Annotated in this window: 16 protein-coding genes and 1 pseudogene; 7 read left to right on the top strand and 10 right to left on the bottom strand. The window is 41.9% G+C overall.

What is annotated here, in order from left to right; all coding sequences use genetic code 11:
- Positions 1 to 13: 13 nt before the first annotated feature.
- From MKX34_RS03480 to MKX34_RS03470, 3 genes are all read left to right on the top strand, one after another.
- Positions 14 to 1,114: a tyrosine-type recombinase/integrase gene (locus MKX34_RS03480; RefSeq protein ID WP_076104147.1), complete on the top strand. Its 1,101-nt coding sequence runs from the start codon at positions 14 to 16 to the stop codon at positions 1,112 to 1,114.
- Positions 1,115 to 1,131: 17 nt separating this feature from the next.
- On the top strand, positions 1,132 to 2,061 hold the full coding sequence (locus MKX34_RS03475; protein ID WP_076104148.1) for a site-specific integrase: 930 nt from the start codon (positions 1,132 to 1,134) through the stop codon (positions 2,059 to 2,061).
- A gap of 248 nt (positions 2,062 to 2,309) precedes the next feature.
- The gene (locus MKX34_RS03470; protein ID WP_339204418.1) at positions 2,310 to 3,341 is read left to right on the top strand and encodes a site-specific integrase; all 1,032 of its coding nucleotides are present in this window, start codon (positions 2,310 to 2,312) and stop codon (positions 3,339 to 3,341) included.
- Positions 3,342 to 3,446: 105 nt separating this feature from the next.
- On the opposite strand, the gene MKX34_RS03465 is transcribed toward MKX34_RS03470, so the two are convergent.
- Positions 3,447 to 6,017, bottom strand: coding sequence for an AAA family ATPase (locus MKX34_RS03465; RefSeq protein WP_076104149.1), 2,571 nt, complete (start codon positions 6,015 to 6,017; stop codon positions 3,447 to 3,449).
- Between the two features lie 432 nt (positions 6,018 to 6,449).
- Between MKX34_RS03465 and MKX34_RS03460 the strand changes: the two genes are divergently transcribed.
- The gene (locus MKX34_RS03460; protein WP_076104150.1) at positions 6,450 to 6,905 is read left to right on the top strand and encodes a hypothetical protein; all 456 of its coding nucleotides are present in this window, start codon (positions 6,450 to 6,452) and stop codon (positions 6,903 to 6,905) included.
- Between the two features lie 218 nt (positions 6,906 to 7,123).
- Positions 7,124 to 8,194 (top strand): hypothetical protein, encoded by a 1,071-nt coding sequence (locus MKX34_RS03455; RefSeq protein ID WP_076104151.1) that lies wholly within the window; start codon positions 7,124 to 7,126, stop codon positions 8,192 to 8,194.
- Positions 8,195 to 8,640: 446 nt separating this feature from the next.
- Here the strand turns inward: MKX34_RS03455 and MKX34_RS03450 are convergent, their stop codons facing one another.
- The 5 genes from MKX34_RS03450 to MKX34_RS03430 all read right to left on the bottom strand — a co-directional run bounded on the left by MKX34_RS03450 (position 8,641) and on the right by MKX34_RS03430 (position 13,175).
- Positions 8,641 to 8,799, bottom strand: coding sequence for a hypothetical protein (locus MKX34_RS03450; protein ID WP_179089272.1), 159 nt, complete (start codon positions 8,797 to 8,799; stop codon positions 8,641 to 8,643).
- Positions 8,800 to 9,288: 489 nt separating this feature from the next.
- Entirely contained in the window at positions 9,289 to 10,926 is a 1,638-nt protein-coding gene (rlmD, locus tag MKX34_RS03445) for a 23S rRNA (uracil(1939)-C(5))-methyltransferase RlmD (protein ID WP_081383828.1), read from the bottom strand.
- Between the two features lie 63 nt (positions 10,927 to 10,989).
- Complete coding sequence (locus MKX34_RS03440) at positions 10,990 to 11,880, bottom strand: diacylglycerol kinase (protein ID WP_036680719.1); 891 nt, start codon at positions 11,878 to 11,880, stop codon at positions 10,990 to 10,992.
- A gap of 230 nt (positions 11,881 to 12,110) precedes the next feature.
- Positions 12,111 to 12,881: a CbiX/SirB N-terminal domain-containing protein gene (locus tag MKX34_RS03435; protein WP_076104152.1), complete on the bottom strand. Its 771-nt coding sequence runs from the start codon at positions 12,879 to 12,881 to the stop codon at positions 12,111 to 12,113.
- Between the two features lie 3 nt (positions 12,882 to 12,884).
- Complete coding sequence (locus tag MKX34_RS03430) at positions 12,885 to 13,175, bottom strand: YerC/YecD family TrpR-related protein (protein WP_019913624.1); 291 nt, start codon at positions 13,173 to 13,175, stop codon at positions 12,885 to 12,887.
- Positions 13,176 to 13,604: 429 nt separating this feature from the next.
- Here MKX34_RS03430 and MKX34_RS03425 point away from each other — a divergent pair, with 429 nt between their 5' ends.
- Positions 13,605 to 14,165, top strand: a complete 561-nt coding sequence (locus tag MKX34_RS03425) for a hypothetical protein (protein ID WP_038568686.1) — start codon at positions 13,605 to 13,607, stop codon at positions 14,163 to 14,165.
- Positions 14,166 to 14,247: 82 nt separating this feature from the next.
- Here the strand turns inward: MKX34_RS03425 and corA are convergent, their stop codons facing one another.
- Positions 14,248 to 15,207, bottom strand: a complete 960-nt coding sequence (corA, locus tag MKX34_RS03420) for a magnesium/cobalt transporter CorA (RefSeq protein WP_076128481.1) — start codon at positions 15,205 to 15,207, stop codon at positions 14,248 to 14,250.
- A 519-nt stretch (positions 15,208 to 15,726) separates the two neighbouring features.
- Here corA and MKX34_RS03415 point away from each other — a divergent pair.
- Entirely contained in the window at positions 15,727 to 15,969 is a 243-nt protein-coding gene (locus MKX34_RS03415) for a hypothetical protein (protein ID WP_339204414.1), read from the top strand.
- Positions 15,970 to 16,670: 701 nt separating this feature from the next.
- On the opposite strand, the gene MKX34_RS03410 is transcribed toward MKX34_RS03415, so the two are convergent.
- The 3 genes and pseudogenes from MKX34_RS03410 to MKX34_RS03400 all read right to left on the bottom strand — a co-directional run bounded on the left by MKX34_RS03410 (position 16,671) and on the right by MKX34_RS03400 (position 18,382).
- On the bottom strand, positions 16,671 to 16,877 hold the full coding sequence (locus MKX34_RS03410; RefSeq protein ID WP_339204412.1) for a hypothetical protein: 207 nt from the start codon (positions 16,875 to 16,877) through the stop codon (positions 16,671 to 16,673).
- 120 nt (positions 16,878 to 16,997) lie between these two features.
- Entirely contained in the window at positions 16,998 to 17,309 is a 312-nt protein-coding gene (locus MKX34_RS03405; RefSeq protein WP_339204411.1) for a hypothetical protein, read from the bottom strand.
- An 81-nt stretch (positions 17,310 to 17,390) separates the two neighbouring features.
- A pseudogene (locus MKX34_RS03400) lies at positions 17,391 to 18,382 on the bottom strand (inorganic phosphate transporter).
- Positions 18,383 to 18,386 lie beyond the last annotated feature (4 nt).

The following is an 18,386-nucleotide window of genomic DNA, read 5'->3' as shown; positions in this document are numbered from 1 at the left end:
GAGGAGGTAGGGTATGCCTATATTTGATGATACGATAGCCAATGATATTGCTTTTGAAGAAACCCTAATCCAGCTAGCGGATCAATATGGACCAGATACGTTTAAACGCATGTTGCAGCGCCTATCCCCCCAAAACAATGCAGAAGCGATAATAATGAAGGAAATGGTTCTGCTGGATGATGCGGTTCTCCATTATTACGAGAGTGATGCGTTTCAAAGCTTAGCAAAAACCTCACAACAAGCATATCGCTATGAAATGAATTTGTTTTTACGGTATTGCGAACGCTTAAAAGGAACCCACCCAAACATCAAAGAGATTTCTTCTGCTGCCTTTTTGAATGAATATTTAGCCCCCGTTCAAAAACTGAATACACGCAGCAAAAAATCCGCCTTTTTAAGAAGTTTTCTAGGAGAGGTTTTTGCTCATTTCTTCAAACAGGATATTCGAAAACTCAAACGAACTCTCTCAATAGAAATAGATCAAAACCGTGAGCCACGTGCGTTTGCCAAAGAACAGTTGGATGAGCTACTATGCCTTGTAAGACTTGGCCGCGAATCACATCGAAATTTCACCATTTTATGGACATTTTTAGGTTCGGGTATTCGGTTGAGCGAATTGTTACATCTACAGATTGGTGATATTGTTTCATCCCGGCAGGAGATCCTTGTACGCGGAAAAGGAAAAAAGGGATATAAACAGCCTAGCAAAATAACCAAATCATCCCTTGAAATCCTGAGTACATACGTGAAGTTTCGCTACCATGGCGTGAAAGACGCGCAAGATTATCTAGAACGATATATTTTTTCAGATGACAGAGGAAAATCACCTCTACACGAAAGTACGATTCAGAAGATGTTTGCTGCCTTGATTGATCAAGCAACATCTATACCCGAATCGGACAAAAAACCATATCAGCTATCCGTACACTCTTTACGGCATTCCTTTGCCCTCTATCTGCTTGAATCCGGCGTTAATCTATATACGATCAAGGAACTCATGAGGCATTCGTGGCTAAGTTCCACGGAGGTTTATTTAAAATTGTTTGATAGTATGTTGGTCAAAGCAATCGACCAACATCCCCTCGCTCAGCTTAAAGCAAGCGATCTCTTTTGAATCAGGAGGCAATCCCTATGGCTTTTTTACTTCAGTCCGCCTACTTCCAGTTCTGGAGCAACCAATTCACATTAAGCAATTCATCTAAGTACAAATATATAAGCGTACTCAAGAAATTCGAAGCTTTCTTACTTCACAGTGGTTTTGAAGGCGAACTTGATTTTGATCGATTTCATGCCAGTCGTGAGCACCCCGGTAGATTTCTCCCCATTCAACGACAGGTCTTCGACCGTTTTTTTATTGACTTAAAACAACATGAACATATTACAGATATGAACTTGGCAGCGACCATTACTGTGTTAAGATGTTTCTTTGAATTCCTGTTTGAAGCGGATCTGATTCAACATAACCCACTACTTGGATATCCTAGACCAAAATTCGAGTCTCCCATTCAAAACACTGCCTTGTCGAAAGCAGAGTGTCTTGCCCTTCTTCAAGCTGCATTACATAGAAGCCCTTTTTATCGGCAAGAATTTGTGTTTCTCTGGTTCATGCTGATCACGGGTCTTCGACTTTCAGAGGTCCGGTTCCTAAGTCGGAAACGAGTACACTTGGATAAACAGATCGTTCACGTTTTTGATGCACAAAAGACCGAGAAACGACCTGTCGCCCTCCCTAAGGATCTCACGGCAGAACTTGAACGGTACATCCAACATCCTGAATATCTTAAATATGCTAATCAGGGGGATGAATACCTGTTCCATCAACAAGGAAAAATCATGACCGTCGATAAGATTAAACGTATACTATCCGATTTAACTCATGATGCAGGTCTTGGCAGGCATATTCGGCCACATGATCTTAGACGAACAGCGGGATATTTGATGCAGACAGGTGGCATGAGCATCATCGATATTCAGCATCAGCTGCGCCATAAAAATGTAGGAACAACGTTGCGATATGTACCACCTTTGAATGATTTGACCAAGATTCTTGAGGATACTTAAGGTGATACCAATCAATATTAATCTATTATGGTAAGGTCTCACTTCTTCATGAATGGACATAATGACTAATATAAAAATTCCATTGTAGAAGGTGTTTTGAGTTGGCTAATATCCAAAAACGTGGTGACAATTCATGGTTTTTAACAGTTAATGCTGGTAAAGACGCTAGAGGAAAATACGTTCGTTTCACAAAAACCGTTCATTGCCGAACAAAATGAGAAGTGGAAAGCGAATATGCTAAATTTCGGATGGAAGTGGAAGCGGATGAATATGTATCGCCTCAGAAACTAACATTTGGGGCGTTCGTCGAAGAATGGAGAGATAAGTATGCCGTAAAACATCTGGGATTCAAGACGTTATACACATATGACTCTAATCTTAAGACCCGAATTCTTCCGTACTTTCAGCATCTAAAGCTTGAGGAAATCAAACCACTTCACATCGTAAACTTTCTGAATCAACTCGAAAAGGAAGGAAGTCGTGGAGATAAAAAAACAGGAGGCTTAGCCTCTGGCACGATTGAAATTCAGCACCGTATCTTAAAAAACATACTCAAACGTGCAGTGGAATGGAGAATTATTAAGCGAAATCCGGTTATCGATGTACAGAAACCAAAAGTCAATCCCAAAGAGATCGTCCCTTACAATGAAGCAGAGGTAGAGCAAATGCTTCGAGCGTTGCAGCGTGAGCCATATCACTGGAGGGTCATGGTTACTTTGGCTCTTACAACCGGATTACGGCGGGGCGAATTACTCGGGCTGGAATGGAAGCATCTTGATTTCAACAATGGGATGTTAGATGTTTCACAATCAATGATTCACGCTCTTAAAGGTAAAATTATCGTCAAATCTCCTAAAACAAAAAAATCCATTCGAAAAGTAGCATTACCAAGCTCCATGTTAAAGGAGCTAAGAGAATATTACACTTATAGAATGCAAGAACGAAACAACGTTGGCGATTCGTGGTATAGCGGAGATTGGTTCTTTATGTTCTCACATCCCGATGGACAACCTTTTCATCATGAGCGCCCCTACCTTTGGTTTCGACAGTTCATAAAGAAAAATGGCTTTCGGTACATTCGGTTTCATGATCTCCGGCATACCTCAGCCACGATTCTGATTAACCAAGGTGTTCATGCTAAGATTATCTCAGAGCGTCTTGGACATGGGAGCATCGCCACAACTATGAATATTTATGAACACGCTCTGCAAACTGCTGATCAGGCTGCTGCTGATAAGTTCGAATCGTTTTTTACATCCGATGCTGTACAAGGACAATAAAGAAGACGTACAGGAATTTCCTGACGTCTCCTTTTTCTTTCTGGGTTTAGGAAGATTCATCAAACCATATCTAGTTACCCAATCCCATACTTTATAATTTAGCTATTATTTTGCTTTAAACCTGTCTGTAACTGAAATAATGTATTCATAATCAATATTAAAATCTTGTCTTGTAGCTTTTGAATTTTGTGTTTCCGTTGGTTGACTATGTCCTAGCATCCATCTACATGCCTTATCAAACAAACTAGAAACAGCCTCTAACTCATCTACAAATTCAGTGTTTATTTTGTTTATAACTGTGAATCTAATATTAGGTTCATATCGTTTTATTAAATCTTTAAAAAAGCCCTCTTCCACAATTAATTCACACCAAGTTCGAATATTAGAATACACTGCCTTTAAACATTCCTCCAATTCATCTCCAGCACATGATTTACTATTTATTTTTTGATGATATTGTTTTATTTTTTTTGTTACCCCATTCAGATTCTCTAGCTTACCACTAAATGTTTCTGAAACAATTCCTTTATTATCCTTGTCAAACTCATCAACGATAAAAAATTTATTTTCTTTATCGTTTTCGTTTGCACATTTATTGTATAAGTAATAGTAGAACATAATATTATGAGTAAAAACTATTACTTGACGATCTTTAGATAAATTGTATATAAGTCTTGCAAAAAGCTCAGATCGTTTATAATCAAGTGAAGTAACAGGATCATCGAATAAAACAGTATTAAAGTTCCGTCTAATAGTTAAATCCGTTGCAAATTCAGCCATTGCAATTGCTTTTTGCTCACCTTCGCTCATAATATCTGTTACTTTGTATCCTTCATTAATAACATATTTACTTCGATGCGTCTGTCCACGTTGAGGTGTAAGCTTTATATTCACTTTTTTCACTTTTAGCTGGTCACAATAATTATTAAAGGTTGTTGTATATGTTTCTTCTACAATTGATGCAAAGGCTTCCTTTGCTTTTCTTGTAATCGATGTTGTAGCAAATCCAGATTTAATAGCTGTAAGAGTTTGAATGTAATCCTCATGCGAATAATACTTTTCGAACATACTAAGTGAATCACTAATTAGCTTTGCTTTGACCAAATCCTGTTTCCTTGTTTTATATGTTGTTAATAGTTCTTGCAACTCACTAGTAGATTTGCTTAATGACTGTATTCTCTCCCCAAGATCGAGAGATTCAGCTTCAATTTCCTTTATAAAATCGGTGAAGTCTACCACCGTATGCAGACCAACGCTTTTACGACTAGTAATACCTCCATTAAACAATTCTATATTTGTTTGTAATAGGCTAATTATAGCTCTGATCTTTTCAACTAATACTTCCTTTTCAAATATTTCATTGTCTTCCTTCTTAAAATCAAGAACATCAGTAATCTTATACTTATCCAGATATTCCGTTAGCTTTGCTTTCTCTGAGTGCAATTCAGAACAGACATGTACAATACTACTTTTAATAATATCAACTTCACTTTGTGCTAATTGTTGACTACATAATACGCAGCATTCCCCAACCTCCGGGCCATCTTTTTCAAGAGCCTGGTAGTACTCTTTAGTATTACGGATTATTACGTACCATTCTTCATTCACATGTTGTAAATAGGAAATACCCTTGGAAAAATCCTCATTTTGCTTTTTCTCCTCTTGAACTTTCCCAGCATATTCATTTATTAAATTATTAACAAACTCTATATTCTCACGACTTAGTTTATTGGATAATTTCGATATTCCTGAAACTAAACTTTCTAGCTTTGCTTTTTGTGAACGAAGTATCTTTAATTTATCACTAATGTTACTGCCTTCTGATTCCTTAATTTTAAAATCTAATTGGGCTATTTCAGTTTCTAGGGTCTCATCAAAGGGATATGCTTTACTAATGAATTCCTTAACTTTATCAGTTCGCTTTTCATTTCGAATTATATTATTAATTTCAGATCTAATGATTTCAAATGATGAATCCTTAAAAATATTCCCCTGATCTACACGTACATTAGCAATCATAGAGTCTACTTTTGTTCTTAAAGAGGTTAAAATCTCAACAATCTTATTAAAATATTTAAATCCTTGCGGAAGAACAGAAAAGGTCAAGTTACTATTCAATAAGGGTAATACAGAATCGCTATCAAATACATTCATTTGCATTAAATGAGAGTGTTCTTCATTAATATCAACTTCATTGATCGGATTAAGAGTACCGTTACTGGTGTAGGACACGTCTATAGTTTGTTTTAGCATTGTATCTTTATCTTGAGACCCAACTAAATAAACATTAGGTAATAATTTCATATCCTTTGCAGATGTATGATAGTTCTTTGCTAGCTTACGAAATACTCTCACATAAGAAGACTTTCCAGAACCATTTTCTCCGTAAAAAACATTTAGTTTTCCTCCAAGATTAAAAGCAGTATCGCAAGATAATGCGTTAATATTTACAGGTCTCTTTATTTCATTAATAACAAGGCGTAGATCATTTTCCTCTTGAGTCTGTTTTAATAATTTCAACCCCACATCCTCTTTTGAGGTAATAAGATCTATGATCTCTTTAAGAAGAGTCTCATCTTCAGAATTATCAAAGTCATTTGAAATAACCTTATTAATTAAGTGCTTTTTCCAATTAGATTCAGAAGCCCAGTCAGCTATATAGTTTATTGCGGCCATTAAGTTACCTCCCTACATATTCCTTCAACTTACATATTTCGCCAAAATTATACTAACTCCTCCTCTATAAGCAAAACAACACCTATGGACGTGCTCAGAATTAAACATGAACTTGAATGAAATTAATATAAAGGTTAAATTTCATCACTAAGCTATCTTTTTATTTAGACAAAAAATTGACTACTACAGAAATAATTCATTTAAAAAGTTATGGTAAAAGCATTTCTGAGAAACTTTGTTGCGGGAGCATTGGCACAACGATGAAATCAATAGATATGCTCTCCAAATTACTGAATTGCCGCTTTAAGCTACGGGGCAGGATAGCTCAATAATTTCCCGAATACTCTAAATATGAAGTTATTTTTCGAATTTCGTATATAAGGAGTTATACGAAACCCTTGTAAAAAAATATATCTTTGTGAGGGTGATTAATTGAAAGAACAGATAGTTACTTGTACAAGTGTTGGCGTGTATGAGCACGCGATAACCAGAGGTGAAAAATATAAAGTGATTAACCAAAATACGGAGAAGTATCGAATAATAGGAGATCATGGCAAGCGAATATGGATAAGTAAATGGTATTTCGATTTAGATGAAAAATTTGTATTACAAATGGTGGAGTGGAATTTTGATGATAACGTATCGAGTTTGAATATCGTAGAGGTAACAATATTATTTAATAACGGGTCGCGCCGCTGGTGTAATATAACGACTCCAGATAAGTTAGTAGTGCACTTTGAAAATCCAAGGATGGATCCACCAGGACTCTTCATAGACAATTTAATCATAGTGAAGTCATTAGAGAGAAATGATGTTGAACAGACATTTAAATATTTGGATTCTCAAGGGGAATTGGAAAAGGCAACAAGACTTTTGGATATAGTGTAACTCGATGTAGCCAAGGGCTTCGCATAACATAATATTCAAGCAGCGGCTCCTGACGGAGCCTTGGTCTGCTGGAAGGATTTCGAGGAGGCATTTCAGCAGACACATCCGACTATGTCGGACGTCGTGAATACAGAACGTTAGGCGAAAATCCTTAAAATATAGTAAAGAGTACATTTTAAATTTAGAAATAAATCATAAATATAAAAAGGAGCTTATATATGACTCAAACATGTAGTTATGTTACAACCGGAATATGTGAAAAGAGAAAATGTGAAGTGAATTTATTTTTAAATGATTTTATTAATAGAGTTTACAGTACTGATTTACGAGATATTGGTTTCGAATGCTTAGATATTTCAGGAGCAGATGGAAAAAGGCCTGAAATTTCATTCGTTTTTGGTGGACAAAAAACAGTAATAGAGGCTAAGACATTAGTTAATCCAGAAATAAATATAACAATATCCTTTACTGAAAAAATTGCTGAATTGATAGAGAACTTTAGGGGAAAAAATAGAGAGATACGCAAAAAGATTAACCAAAAAAAATCCGAGATAAGGGGTGTTAAACTAACTTTTGATGAAACAATATTATGCTTATCAGCTATTTTAGGTAATAAATACAATGACTTAGAGAAGGAAGATTTAACCTCTAGAATATTAAATGCCGTATACAATGAAGCTAAATATATGAGAAAAAGAAATGAAGAGTTCGGAAGTATAACTTTGGATGTTTCCAAATACATAAAGCTTAAGTTTAATAATCTGAATAAAGTGAAAAGAAATCTTTATAATAGACCTGAAATTAGTGATTTCGATGATATATATATTAATGGAGCAGAATTTTTACAACATTCTATTAAAACTGAAGAGTATATTAAATCTGGTGAAAAGAAGTTAAATATTTCTCTTCAACTTACAGACTCAATTAGTGAAACCTTGTTTGCTTGTAGCGTACTAAGCTCTACGTTTTTATCCTCTACGAGCCATATTAAAGATACGATTAGATCAGCTGAAAAAAAGCTGGAAACTTACAATAACGATTATAAGAAAATTCTTTTTTTTAATAACAATTTTTATAGACTGATGACGGGAATTAATGACGGATATGAAGAGTTAATTCGTGAGATACGCAATAATGTTAAAGAAAGTATTATAGATGAGGTATGGATTGAATACACAGAAGCGTTCACTGAACTTAATTATTGTGATTACATTGAAGCAGTTTCGGAAGACAGAAAAGGATATGAACGAATATATCCAGTTGAAGAACCTAAGCAGAGATTTTTTTGATTATAATGGAATAAACCAATGAACATGGAAGACTCATAAATAATTGAGGAACAACGCCTAACATAGTATTCAAGCTAAGGCTCCTTACGGAGCCTTGATCTGCTGGGTGGATTTCAAGTAGACATTCCAGCAGATACATCCGACATTCATCGGACATCATGAATGCACAGAACGTTAGCTATTATTAATGAATTATAAAGAGAGAGTTTTTCATCTTATGACTACCTATGATGAGTTTTTTTGAATTAAACGAACAACTATAAGCTCTGATTTCCGATCCCATTTCAAATGCTTGGTTTAGAAATACAATTAAAATTATTAATTCTGCTTTGCAGTATGGAAGACGATATAAATAAAAAAAGAACATTAACCAAATGAAAAAAATGGAATGAATCTCCGTCTAAATAAACAAGAGAGAATTAGTGTTGGGACAAAGATAACTTCTCTCAATGAAACTCTAAATACTGATACAACTTGTCGTACGCTTCTTGCTTCGTTTTGAACTTGGGGTTAATGTAAATCAACTCACGCTTCAATTTACTGTTGAAATCCTCGAAACAGACGTTGTCGTACCAGTTGCCTTTTCGGCTCATGCTATCTTTCATGTGGTACTTCTTAAGTTGTTTCCGGTAGTCCCTGGAAGTATATACTGAGATCCAGGATCCGAATGGTGAATGAGGTTCTTTCCCATTTTTTTGGCTTTGTACGCCTGCTTCAGAGTTTCCATAACCAGATCTGTAGTCATATGGCCGCTGAGTTTCCAGCCGACAATCTTTTTCTTGTACAAATCCAAAAATGCTGACCAGATACAGTTTGCCTTGGCGTCACGGAATATAGGTATGTCTGCGACCCTTTTTTATTTGGGCTTGGTTGCCGAAAAGTCCTGTTGCAGCTAATTTGGTGCAATAGGTTAATCATGACTCGAGTCGGTTGTGGTAACTCTAAACTTCCGCATTATGCAAGAGTGCAGTCCTTGCTGCCGCATAAGGAGACCCAGCACAAAAAAAGAAGACGCACAGGAGTTCCCCGGTGTCTTCTGTTCATTTAGGTTGAAATTCGGTGAATTTTCACATCATTTTTACATCAATTTTACATCAAGTCTGTTCTACGCCATCTGTACCACCAACATTTTTAATCTGTACCATATTGGAAATCCCCGGTAAATAAAAGGATTTCATTGCACTGTTATCCCTCACCAACAACGCCACCGACTCCACATGCACCGTATGCGGGAACATATCCACCGGAGTTACCTCCACTGTCTTGTATCCGCCATCTTCGAGCACCCGCAAGTCTCTTGCTAGTGTCGATGGATTACACGACACATACACCACACGCTCCGGCTTCATTGCAAGGATCGTTTCAAGTAACCGCGGGTCGCAGCCCTTCCGAGGTGGATCGACCACGATAACATCCGCCGTAATCCCTTCCTCTTTCCAATTCGGAATGACATCTTCAGAGGCTCCAACCTCGAACACTACATTCTTCATCTCATTTAACTTCGCATTCGCCCGGGCATCCTCAATAGCTTCCGGTACAATCTCCACACCATATACCTTAGCTGCATGCTGCGCCAGGAAGAGGGAGATCGTACCGATGCCGCAATAGGCATCGATAACCGTTTCATTGCCAGTCAGTCCGGCATATTCAACGGTTTTACCGTACAGCACTTCGGTCTGTGCCGGGTTCACTTGATAGAACGAACGCGCTGAGATAGCGAACTGTACATCGCCGATGTAGTCATAGATGACGTCTCTGCCCCACAGGACGCGGGTTTCGCCACCGAAGATGACATTCGTACGCTGAGTGTTGACGTTCTGGCAGATGCTGACTACATCCGGCAGCTGTTCGCGGATGCTGCCAAGCCAGGCGTCAAGGTGTGGAATGTCGCGGCCGTTGGTTACGAGGACGACCATCATTTCACCGGTGCGAAAAGCTTTCTTCACGACGACATGGCGCAGCAGGCCGCGGCCGGTTTCTTCACTATAAGCAGAGATGCCAAGTTCTCTGCCGATATCTTTCACCTTGCGCACAACGTCATCATTATCTTCATGCTGAATCAAGCAGGTTTCCATATCGATGATACGGTGACTTCCGCGTGCGTAGAAGCCGCCCACAAGACCGCCTTCTGTAACCCCAATTGGCACCTGTGCCTTATTGCGGTAACGCCAAGGCTCGTCCATGCCGAGTGTAGGGCGAACAAGAATGCCATCTGTCTGAGTTACTCCAGCGCCTTCAGTCGTACCATCTGCAATGCCGCCATAGTTGGCACTGTCCGTCTGACTCTCAACAGCTTCATTCTCTTTGCTCTTTCCGCTGTTCCCGCCACCAGCCACCCGAAGCTTCCCAATCCGCTCCAGGTTGTCCACCACCAGTTGCCGTTTCCACGCCAGCTGTGCGGTGTAGTCCATATGCTGCAGCTGGCAGCCGCCGCATTGGTCATAGATCTCGCAAGGCGCCGCGATGCGGGCGCTGCTCGCTTCTACTATATTCAGCAGTTTGGCGTAGCCATACTGCTTTTTGGTCTTGAGCACCCTTGCCCGGACTTTCTCTCCGGGAAGGGCTCCCTGCACAAAAAGGGTAAAGCCTTCTACGCGGCCTACCCCTTCACCTTCATGGGTCATGCCGATAATATCGAGCATAACCTCATCATTTTTATTCACAGGCAGTCCGGCGACAGGCGCCTTGCCGGCTGGGCGGCTGGTGCTGCGTCCACTGCGGTGTTTACTCATTATTTATTGTTCACTTCTTTCATTATCATCACTGTATAATCCCACTCTTACTTTTAAACAACCCTAATTATTCTGAGCAAAAATCCGCAGATGCTGCGGCAAAATCCGAAAACGACCCGGCAGCTCTCCGCCAAGTTCTCCATCCAAGTTCAATTGGACATGCCCTGGAGAGATTACATCCATTGCATCCGTACGGAAATACACAACCTTTTTATCCTGCAAATGCTCGCCACGAAGGGCCAATCTAACCAAACGGACAAACTCTGCCAGGTTGCATTTTTTGACCGCAATAACATCTAACAGACCGTCATCGATTCGAGCGCCGGGAGCAAGCTTTTCAAAGCCGCCGACAGAATTCGTATTTGCAATCAGGAACAGCATGAACTCATCATGAATAACCTCCTGCCCATTGGCACGAATGATTAGTTCCTGAGGAGATAGGCTGACCATTTTTTCAATACCTTTTAAATAGTACGCAAGCTGTCCTATCATGGTCTTCAGCTTACTGGGAACTTCATAGGTCAGTTCGGTTAGACTGCCACCGCCTGCTATATTAATGAAATAACGATCATTGGCTTTACCGATATCAATCGGACGCGACTCTTGACGAAGGATCAAATCAACGGAATCTTCCCAATTCTTCGGAATCCCCATCGCACGTGCAAAATCATTGGTAGTCCCAAGTGGCAATACGCCAAGCGGGGGGAGATTAGGTTTCTCCGCCATACCATTGATAACCTCATTTAAAGTGCCATCCCCACCGGCTGCTATGATTAGATCATAACCGCGCTCTACTGCATCCGCAGCAGCTAACATAGCATCGCCTTCTCCGGTCGTTGCATGGCAGGAGGCTTCAATGCCACCCGTATCCAGCCGGTCCAAAATGTCGGCGAGCCGCTTCTTCATTTCTTCCCGTCCAGAAGTGGGATTATAAATCAATCTCGCAGTTTTCATTACCGGAACGCCACCTGTTTTTTATAATAGAATAACCTAATTGATTATACCTAATTCGGACCACTACAATCAATGTCAGAGGACATTAATCGTAAATATTCCATTATACAACAATTCACGACACCTTATTAGGCAAAAACAACTATATATATGTCTATGCAGCAAATCCCGTATTATCCACGGAAATGGGCACTATTTTTCATGATTAAGTGGACTAAAAAGGAAGCTTTTTAACTCTTTTTTCGAATCTGTTCGAGGAGTGTCTCTACCTGTCTCTCAATCCAATGCGGAAGAAGCGGATGCGGCAAAAGCGTCTGGCCAGAATACTTATAGGTTAACCCTTTAAGTCTGTTCGGAACCACATGTTTAGTGAAATAACCTTCACTCAAAAAAAGCGGCGCCACCAACACCTCGTGACCCTGCTCCTGCCAATACTCCACTTTGCTTCTTACACTGTCCGGATTCAGCAGACCGTAATCGGCCGCCGCTACGCCGCTCACCTCACGTACACGTCCTGCCAGTGAAGAGATGCCCTGCTGCCAACGCTGGCGGAAGCCCTCATAGATGCTGCCATGACCCACCAACAGAATTGTCTCACGTTCAGGTTCCGTAGACAGCTTACGAAGCTTGTCCCAGATCATCACAGCGATGTCCGGGTCATCGTCGACAGGATAACCATAGTGAACCTTAGCCTTCACGTGGAACGGCTCTAAATCGGTCTCACGTTCAGGTTCAGGTTTAGCCCCAAGTGCATATTCTATTTCATCGACATGTGTGCTTCCCGAGGAAACGAACAATGGGATCACAATTATATCTGTGACCCCTGCATGTTCCAGTTCATTTATTCCATCTTGAATCAGACGGCCCTCTACCAGCTCTAAAAAAGAGACCACCACTGGCATCTCTTCATCTAGCGATAATTCGCTTACGGCCTCTTCCACGATCGACACCCAAACCTCGTCGCGGGAGCCGTGACTGATAATAAGTACGCCCGGTACCATAAATTAGCGTCCCAAACGTTCCAGCGTTAATTTATAACCATCATTTCCGTAGTTCAAGCAACGTTTTACACGGGAAATAGTAGCTGTACTTGCTCCTGTCTCTGCTTCGATCTGATTGTAGGTCGAGCCTTTGCCGAGCATACGCGCTACTTCCAGTCGTTGCGACAGCGATTGAATCTCGTTCACGGTGCACAAATCATCAAAGAAAACATAACATTCTTCCATATTCTTTAATGTTAAAATGGCTTCAAATAATTGGTCTATACTTTTATCATTTAACTTCTTAAGTTGCATCAATTTTTCATCCCCTAAAAGTTCTATCAGCATTAGTTTCTCTGATTAAGCTCCGTACAAAACTAGCTCCGGAAACATCAACCTAATGTCACTATCCTGCCTTTACTATATTGCACTGGAGCGCATTTTTCAAGCATTAACGATTTCACGCTGTAAAGAACGAAAATGATGGACAAACGTCCACCCCACGCGCACACCATTTATGTACCCCAATACAAGTATTTTTCTCTACATAAGAATTATCGCCTACACTATAGTACTACAAAAGCGCCGAAAATCAAGCTCGTACACGGTTTCTTCACTACTTTAACCTGTTTATAGGCATACGCCCTTTTCCGCTCCTATCCCTATTACCCGGGCATTCGTCTATACCGTATGTTCGCCCATGACATACAGTATAGCAGACCACTAACAAAGGAATGTGATATTATGCCTGATCATTACTATAATCATTCCCGCCGGAATCAGCGTTCACTGAGCGATTCGTATAATGCCTCTGCCTACCCCGGCCTCAGTTCATATGCACCCTCAGCTCTCCCCGGTGAGACCGGAATCCTTCCTGCTTTAGGAGCAGAAGCTGCCACCGAAACTGCGCTAGCGCTCCCTGCAGCTGAAGCTGCAACAAAGGCAAGCGGCGGGCTTGCCGGACTGCTCAGCGGCTTAGGCGGCGGTGGCGGAATTGGTGGGAATATGGAGCAAATCAAAGGCATCATCGATCGAATGGGCGGCATTGACGGGATCGTAAACTCTATGGGTAAAGTACAAAAGGTGATGTCCGGCTTCCAGCAGATGGCTCCAATGGTTAAGCTGTTCATGGGTAGCTTCGGTAAAAACAAAGGCGCAGCAGGCGCACTAGCCGCCGAAGAGGATGCCGCCCTGTACAGTCCTAATCGCCGCAAAAAAAAGCGTTCCACCTCACCCCGTCGCAAATCTACTACAACTACTCGCCGGCGCTCTACTTCTTCTACCGGAAAACGTCGCCGCAAATAGCGGTGACGTTTTCTAGCTATGCACCAGAAAAACAGCAATTCTCGCAGGAAAGAGATTTGCTGTTGGCGCTTCTGCTCTATTTTTACTTAAACCAGCCACTCCGTCGAAACCATCTGAACATCCCAAAACCAACCACCAGCATAAACAGCAGCACACCAAAATAACCATACTTCCACTCTAGTTCAGGCATCTTCACAAAGTTCATTCCGTAGATCCCGGCGATAAGCGTCAGCGGCATGAATACGGTGGTGATTACCGTTAGTGTTTTCATAATCGAATTCATCCGGTTGGAATTGAGTGAAATGTAGCTGTCACGCAAATCCGCAGTCATTTCCCGATCAGCCTCAATCATATCGGAGAGCTTTAGCAGATGGTCATAAATATCGCCAAAATAAATCCGTTCCTCACCGTTGCTCTGGACATGCTGTGAATTCACGATCCGGTACATCAAATCACGCATTGGCACAATCGTCCGCCGCATTTTGAGGAGTCTTCCGCGCACGCCAAACACCTGGCTCATCAATTCCTCCACCGACTCACTGCTGCCGCTACTTTCTAGATCCGCAAGCTCGTCCTCTAAACTGTAGAGACATGGAAAATACTTGTCCACCAGCTTGTCCATCACCGTATATGCAGCTGCCATCGGCCCACCCGACCAGCCTTTTCGACTATGTATTTCGCTTTTCACTTGTTCCCACGCTTCATTCATCTCTGCTTTTTCCTGATGGTGATAGGAGACAAGAAAGTTCGCGCTTAAAAATAGGTCAACCTCCTCAGCATCCAACGTCCGCTCATTTAACGCATGCAGAACAAAAAACTGCACATTCTCATAATGATCCAGCTTCGGCCGCTGCAATACATGCATACAGTCCTCTATCGCCAAGGGGTGAAAATGAAAATATTCATCCAGCAAAAGCGTCTCTTCTGGCGTAGGCGTAGCAAAATCTGCCCATATCCAAGCATAATCCTCCAGCCGGATATTTTGCAGAGGGATCTCTGTCAGCACCTCACCTTTATGTGTGACAACAAGTGTACGTATCATAAATGTTCCTCCGCTTCATCTTCTTCCACGCCTCTATTGTACAGCAAGAAGACAAGTCTTCCAAAAAGCAAAAAACATAACCAGCAGCACCTCTTAAGCTAGACTAAGAAACATTTGGTGCTTCGTCGTTCGTTAATGCTCGATTTATTTGTGTAGGGTTAGTTGCGCTGGGAGCGAGCTATCCTTATTCTCTTCTGTCGGTATCGGGTTTATGAGTGAGACAAATTCATAGCTGCGAATTACTATCGCTATTTTTACTAATTAGTTGGTGAAAAAGTGCTCCTTTGGGGATGGTAAACAACCCTTCGATCGTAAGCAAGCTGGACTTGAATTCGCAAAAGGTTGAGTCCATCGCCTAGCGTTCATTTAACGTAAGTAACATATGTTTTACTTTGGGCTGGTAGTGACCGTGGGATAGGGATGCAATTCTTGACTGTAAAGTTGAGTGCGGGCGGGATAATGGAAATAAGGCGATATTCTTCGACGGCAGAAAAGCAGGGGGATAGGAGGAGGGTTGGGTTGGGTTGGGTTGGGTTGGGTTGGGTTGGGTTGGGTTGGGTTGGGTTGGGTTGGGTTGGGTTGGGTTGGGTTGGGTTGGGTTGGGTTGGGTTGGGTTGGGTTGGGTTGGGTTGGGTTGGGTTGGGTTGGGTTGGGTTGGGTTGGGTTGGGTTGGGTTGGGTTGGGTTGGGTTGGGTTGGGTTGGGTTGGGTTGGGTTGGGTTGGGTTAATTTGGCCAGGTTACGTTACGATGGATTGGGCTGAGTTAGTTTGTACTAGGTTACTTTGCGATGGACTGGATTAAGGTGCGCTGGGTTCCCTTGAAATGTGTTACGTGGGACTATGCTGAGTTAACTTTGGCTAGGTTACTTTGTGCAGGGCTGGACTTCGGTGTGCTGGATTCTGCTGAAATGAGGTAAGTTGGGCTGGGCTGAGTTCATTTGGGCTAGGTTACTTTGCGCAGGGCTGGACTTCGGTGCGCTGGATTCTGCTGAAATGTGTTACGTGGGACTGGGCTGAGTTAGTTTGTACTAGGTTACTTTGCGATGGACTGGATTAAGGTGCACTGGGTTCCCTTGAAATGTGTTACGCGGGACTGGGCTGAGTTAGTTTGTACTAGGTTACTTTGCGATGGACTGGATTAAGTTGCACTGGGTTCCGTTGAAATGTGTTACGCGGGACTGGGCTGAGTTAGTTTGTACTAGGTTACTTTGCGATGGACTGGATTAAGGTGCACTGGGTTCCGTTGAAATGTGTTACGCGGGACTGAGCTGAGTTAATCTGGGCTAGGTTACTTTGCGCAGGGCTGGACTTCGGTGCGCTGGATTTTGCTGAAATAAGGTAATTTGGACTGGGCTGAGTTAGCTTGTGCAAGGTTACGTTACGATGGGCTGGATTAAGGTGCGTTGGGTTCCCTTGAAATGTGTTTAGTTGGGCTGGTCCACCTTCATACAAGTCAGGTGCCGTCATTCTAAGGCATTTATGCCTTTCTTTCTGCTTCTTCGACGAAGTGTCTCCAATTCTAGGGCAGTTATGCTCTTCTTTTTGTCACCACCCTCGAATTTCGTAAATTCAGCGGGATTTATACCGTACATTCCCCATCCATCGCCAAACTCCATCATTTCTTCGGGATTTATACCGTACATTCCCCCTCCATCGCCAAACTCCATCATTTCTACGGGATTTATACCTTACATTCTCCCTCCAACGCCAAACTTCGCCACTTCTACGGGATTTATACCGTACATTCCCCCTCCATCGCCAAACTCCATCATTTCTACGGGATTTATACCTTACATTCTCCCTCCAACGCCAAACTTCGTCATTTCTACGGGATTTATACCGTACATTTCCCCTCCAACGCCAAACTCCGTCATTTCTGCGGGATTTATACCGTACATTCTCCCTCCAACGCCAAACTCCGCCATTTCTACGGGATTTATACCGTACATTCCCCCTCTATCGCCAAACTCCGCCATTTCTACGGGATTTATACCGTACATTCTCCCTCCGACGCCAAACTCCGTCATTTCTACGGGATTTATACCGTACATTCTCCCTCCAACGCCGATTTCCGCCATTTCTACGGGATTTATACCGTACATTCTTCACTCATCCTCATGTCCAAACAACAAAAAAAGATGTCCGCAGCCCAATGGCTAACTGACATCTTTATTAAAGGGTGTTTAAAAAATGATTTTGAAAATCAGACCTGCTAATACCGCACTGATTGGAATCGTGATGAACCAAGTGACCACAATACGTCCGGCTACTCCCCATTTCACTGCAGAGAAACGTTTGGCAGAGCCAACCCCAAGGATCGCTGATGTGATCGCATGCGTTGAGCTTACTGGCAAATGCAGCGCGTTGCTGAGAAAATAACAGATGCCGCGGAAATATCAGCCGCGAAACCGTTAATAGGTTCGATTTTGAAAATCTTTGTGCCCATAGTCTTAATAATCTTCCAACCGCCAATGGAGGTACCGAGCGCCATAGCCGTAGCTGCAGCTATCTTAACCCACAAAGGGATAACATCCATAGTTTCTTGACGTCCTGAGGTAACGAGTGCAAAAGTAATGATCCCCATCGCCTTCTGCGCATCATTCGTACCATGTGTGAACGACTGTAATGCTGCCGTAAGGACCTGCATAGAGCGGAAACCCTTGTTGACCGTATGTGGACTACGCTTAGCAAAGATCCACTTCAGGATGGTCATGATAATATAACCGATAACAAACGCAATGATTGGGGAGAAAATCAGTCCTTCGACAATTTCCACAAACCCGCCCCAATTGATGTGTGCTGAGCCTGCCCCCACGTATACTGCACCCGCTAAAGCGCCGATCAGTGCATGAGACGATGAGGATGGAATCCCGAGCCACCAAGTAATCAAATTCCAAATAATCGAAGCAATCAGCGTCGCTATTATGATATCCAACCCATTTTCAAGTAAGGTCGGGTCGGTGATACTTCCGCCGATTTTTTTGGCCACACCTGTAAACATCAAGGCCCCAACAAAGTTCATCAGTGCTGCCATAATAATTGCTGTTCGCGGTTTTAAGGCACGTGTTGAGACAGAGGTAGCAATTGCGTTGGCCGTATCATGGAATCCATTGATAAAGTCAAACGCAAGCGCAAGAAATATAACAATTCCAAGAATCCATATAGATGTTTCCATATTC

Source organism: Paenibacillus sp. FSL R5-0636 (assembly GCF_037974255.1).
GTDB lineage: Bacteria > Bacillota > Bacilli > Paenibacillales > Paenibacillaceae > Paenibacillus_AQ > Paenibacillus_AQ odorifer.
The sequence above is the reverse complement of the archived record's forward strand: the minus strand, read 5'-3'. Positions and strand labels throughout refer to the sequence as shown.

Coding starts and splice junctions, on each gene's coding strand:
- MKX34_RS03480 (WP_076104147.1), top strand. CDS start 14: ATGCCTATATTTGATGATACGATAGCCAATGATATTGCTTTTGAAGAA.
- MKX34_RS03475 (WP_076104148.1), top strand. CDS start 1,132: ATGGCTTTTTTACTTCAGTCCGCCTACTTCCAGTTCTGGAGCAACCAA.
- MKX34_RS03470 (WP_339204418.1), top strand. CDS start 2,310: ATGGAAGTGGAAGCGGATGAATATGTATCGCCTCAGAAACTAACATTT.
- MKX34_RS03465 (WP_076104149.1), bottom strand. CDS start 6,017: ATGGCCGCAATAAACTATATAGCTGACTGGGCTTCTGAATCTAATTGG.
- MKX34_RS03455 (WP_076104151.1), top strand. CDS start 7,124: ATGACTCAAACATGTAGTTATGTTACAACCGGAATATGTGAAAAGAGA.
- MKX34_RS03450 (WP_179089272.1), bottom strand. CDS start 8,799: ATGAAAGATAGCATGAGCCGAAAAGGCAACTGGTACGACAACGTCTGT.
- rlmD (WP_081383828.1), bottom strand. CDS start 10,926: ATGAGTAAACACCGCAGTGGACGCAGCACCAGCCGCCCAGCCGGCAAG.
- MKX34_RS03440 (WP_036680719.1), bottom strand. CDS start 11,880: ATGAAAACTGCGAGATTGATTTATAATCCCACTTCTGGACGGGAAGAA.
- MKX34_RS03435 (WP_076104152.1), bottom strand. CDS start 12,881: ATGGTACCGGGCGTACTTATTATCAGTCACGGCTCCCGCGACGAGGTT.
- MKX34_RS03430 (WP_019913624.1), bottom strand. CDS start 13,175: ATGCAACTTAAGAAGTTAAATGATAAAAGTATAGACCAATTATTTGAA.
- MKX34_RS03425 (WP_038568686.1), top strand. CDS start 13,605: ATGCCTGATCATTACTATAATCATTCCCGCCGGAATCAGCGTTCACTG.
- corA (WP_076128481.1), bottom strand. CDS start 15,207: ATGATACGTACACTTGTTGTCACACATAAAGGTGAGGTGCTGACAGAG.
- MKX34_RS03410 (WP_339204412.1), bottom strand. CDS start 16,877: ATGATGGAGTTTGGCGATGGAGGGGGAATGTACGGTATAAATCCCGAA.
- MKX34_RS03405 (WP_339204411.1), bottom strand. CDS start 17,309: ATGTACGGTATAAATCCCGTAGAAATGGCGGAAATCGGCGTTGGAGGG.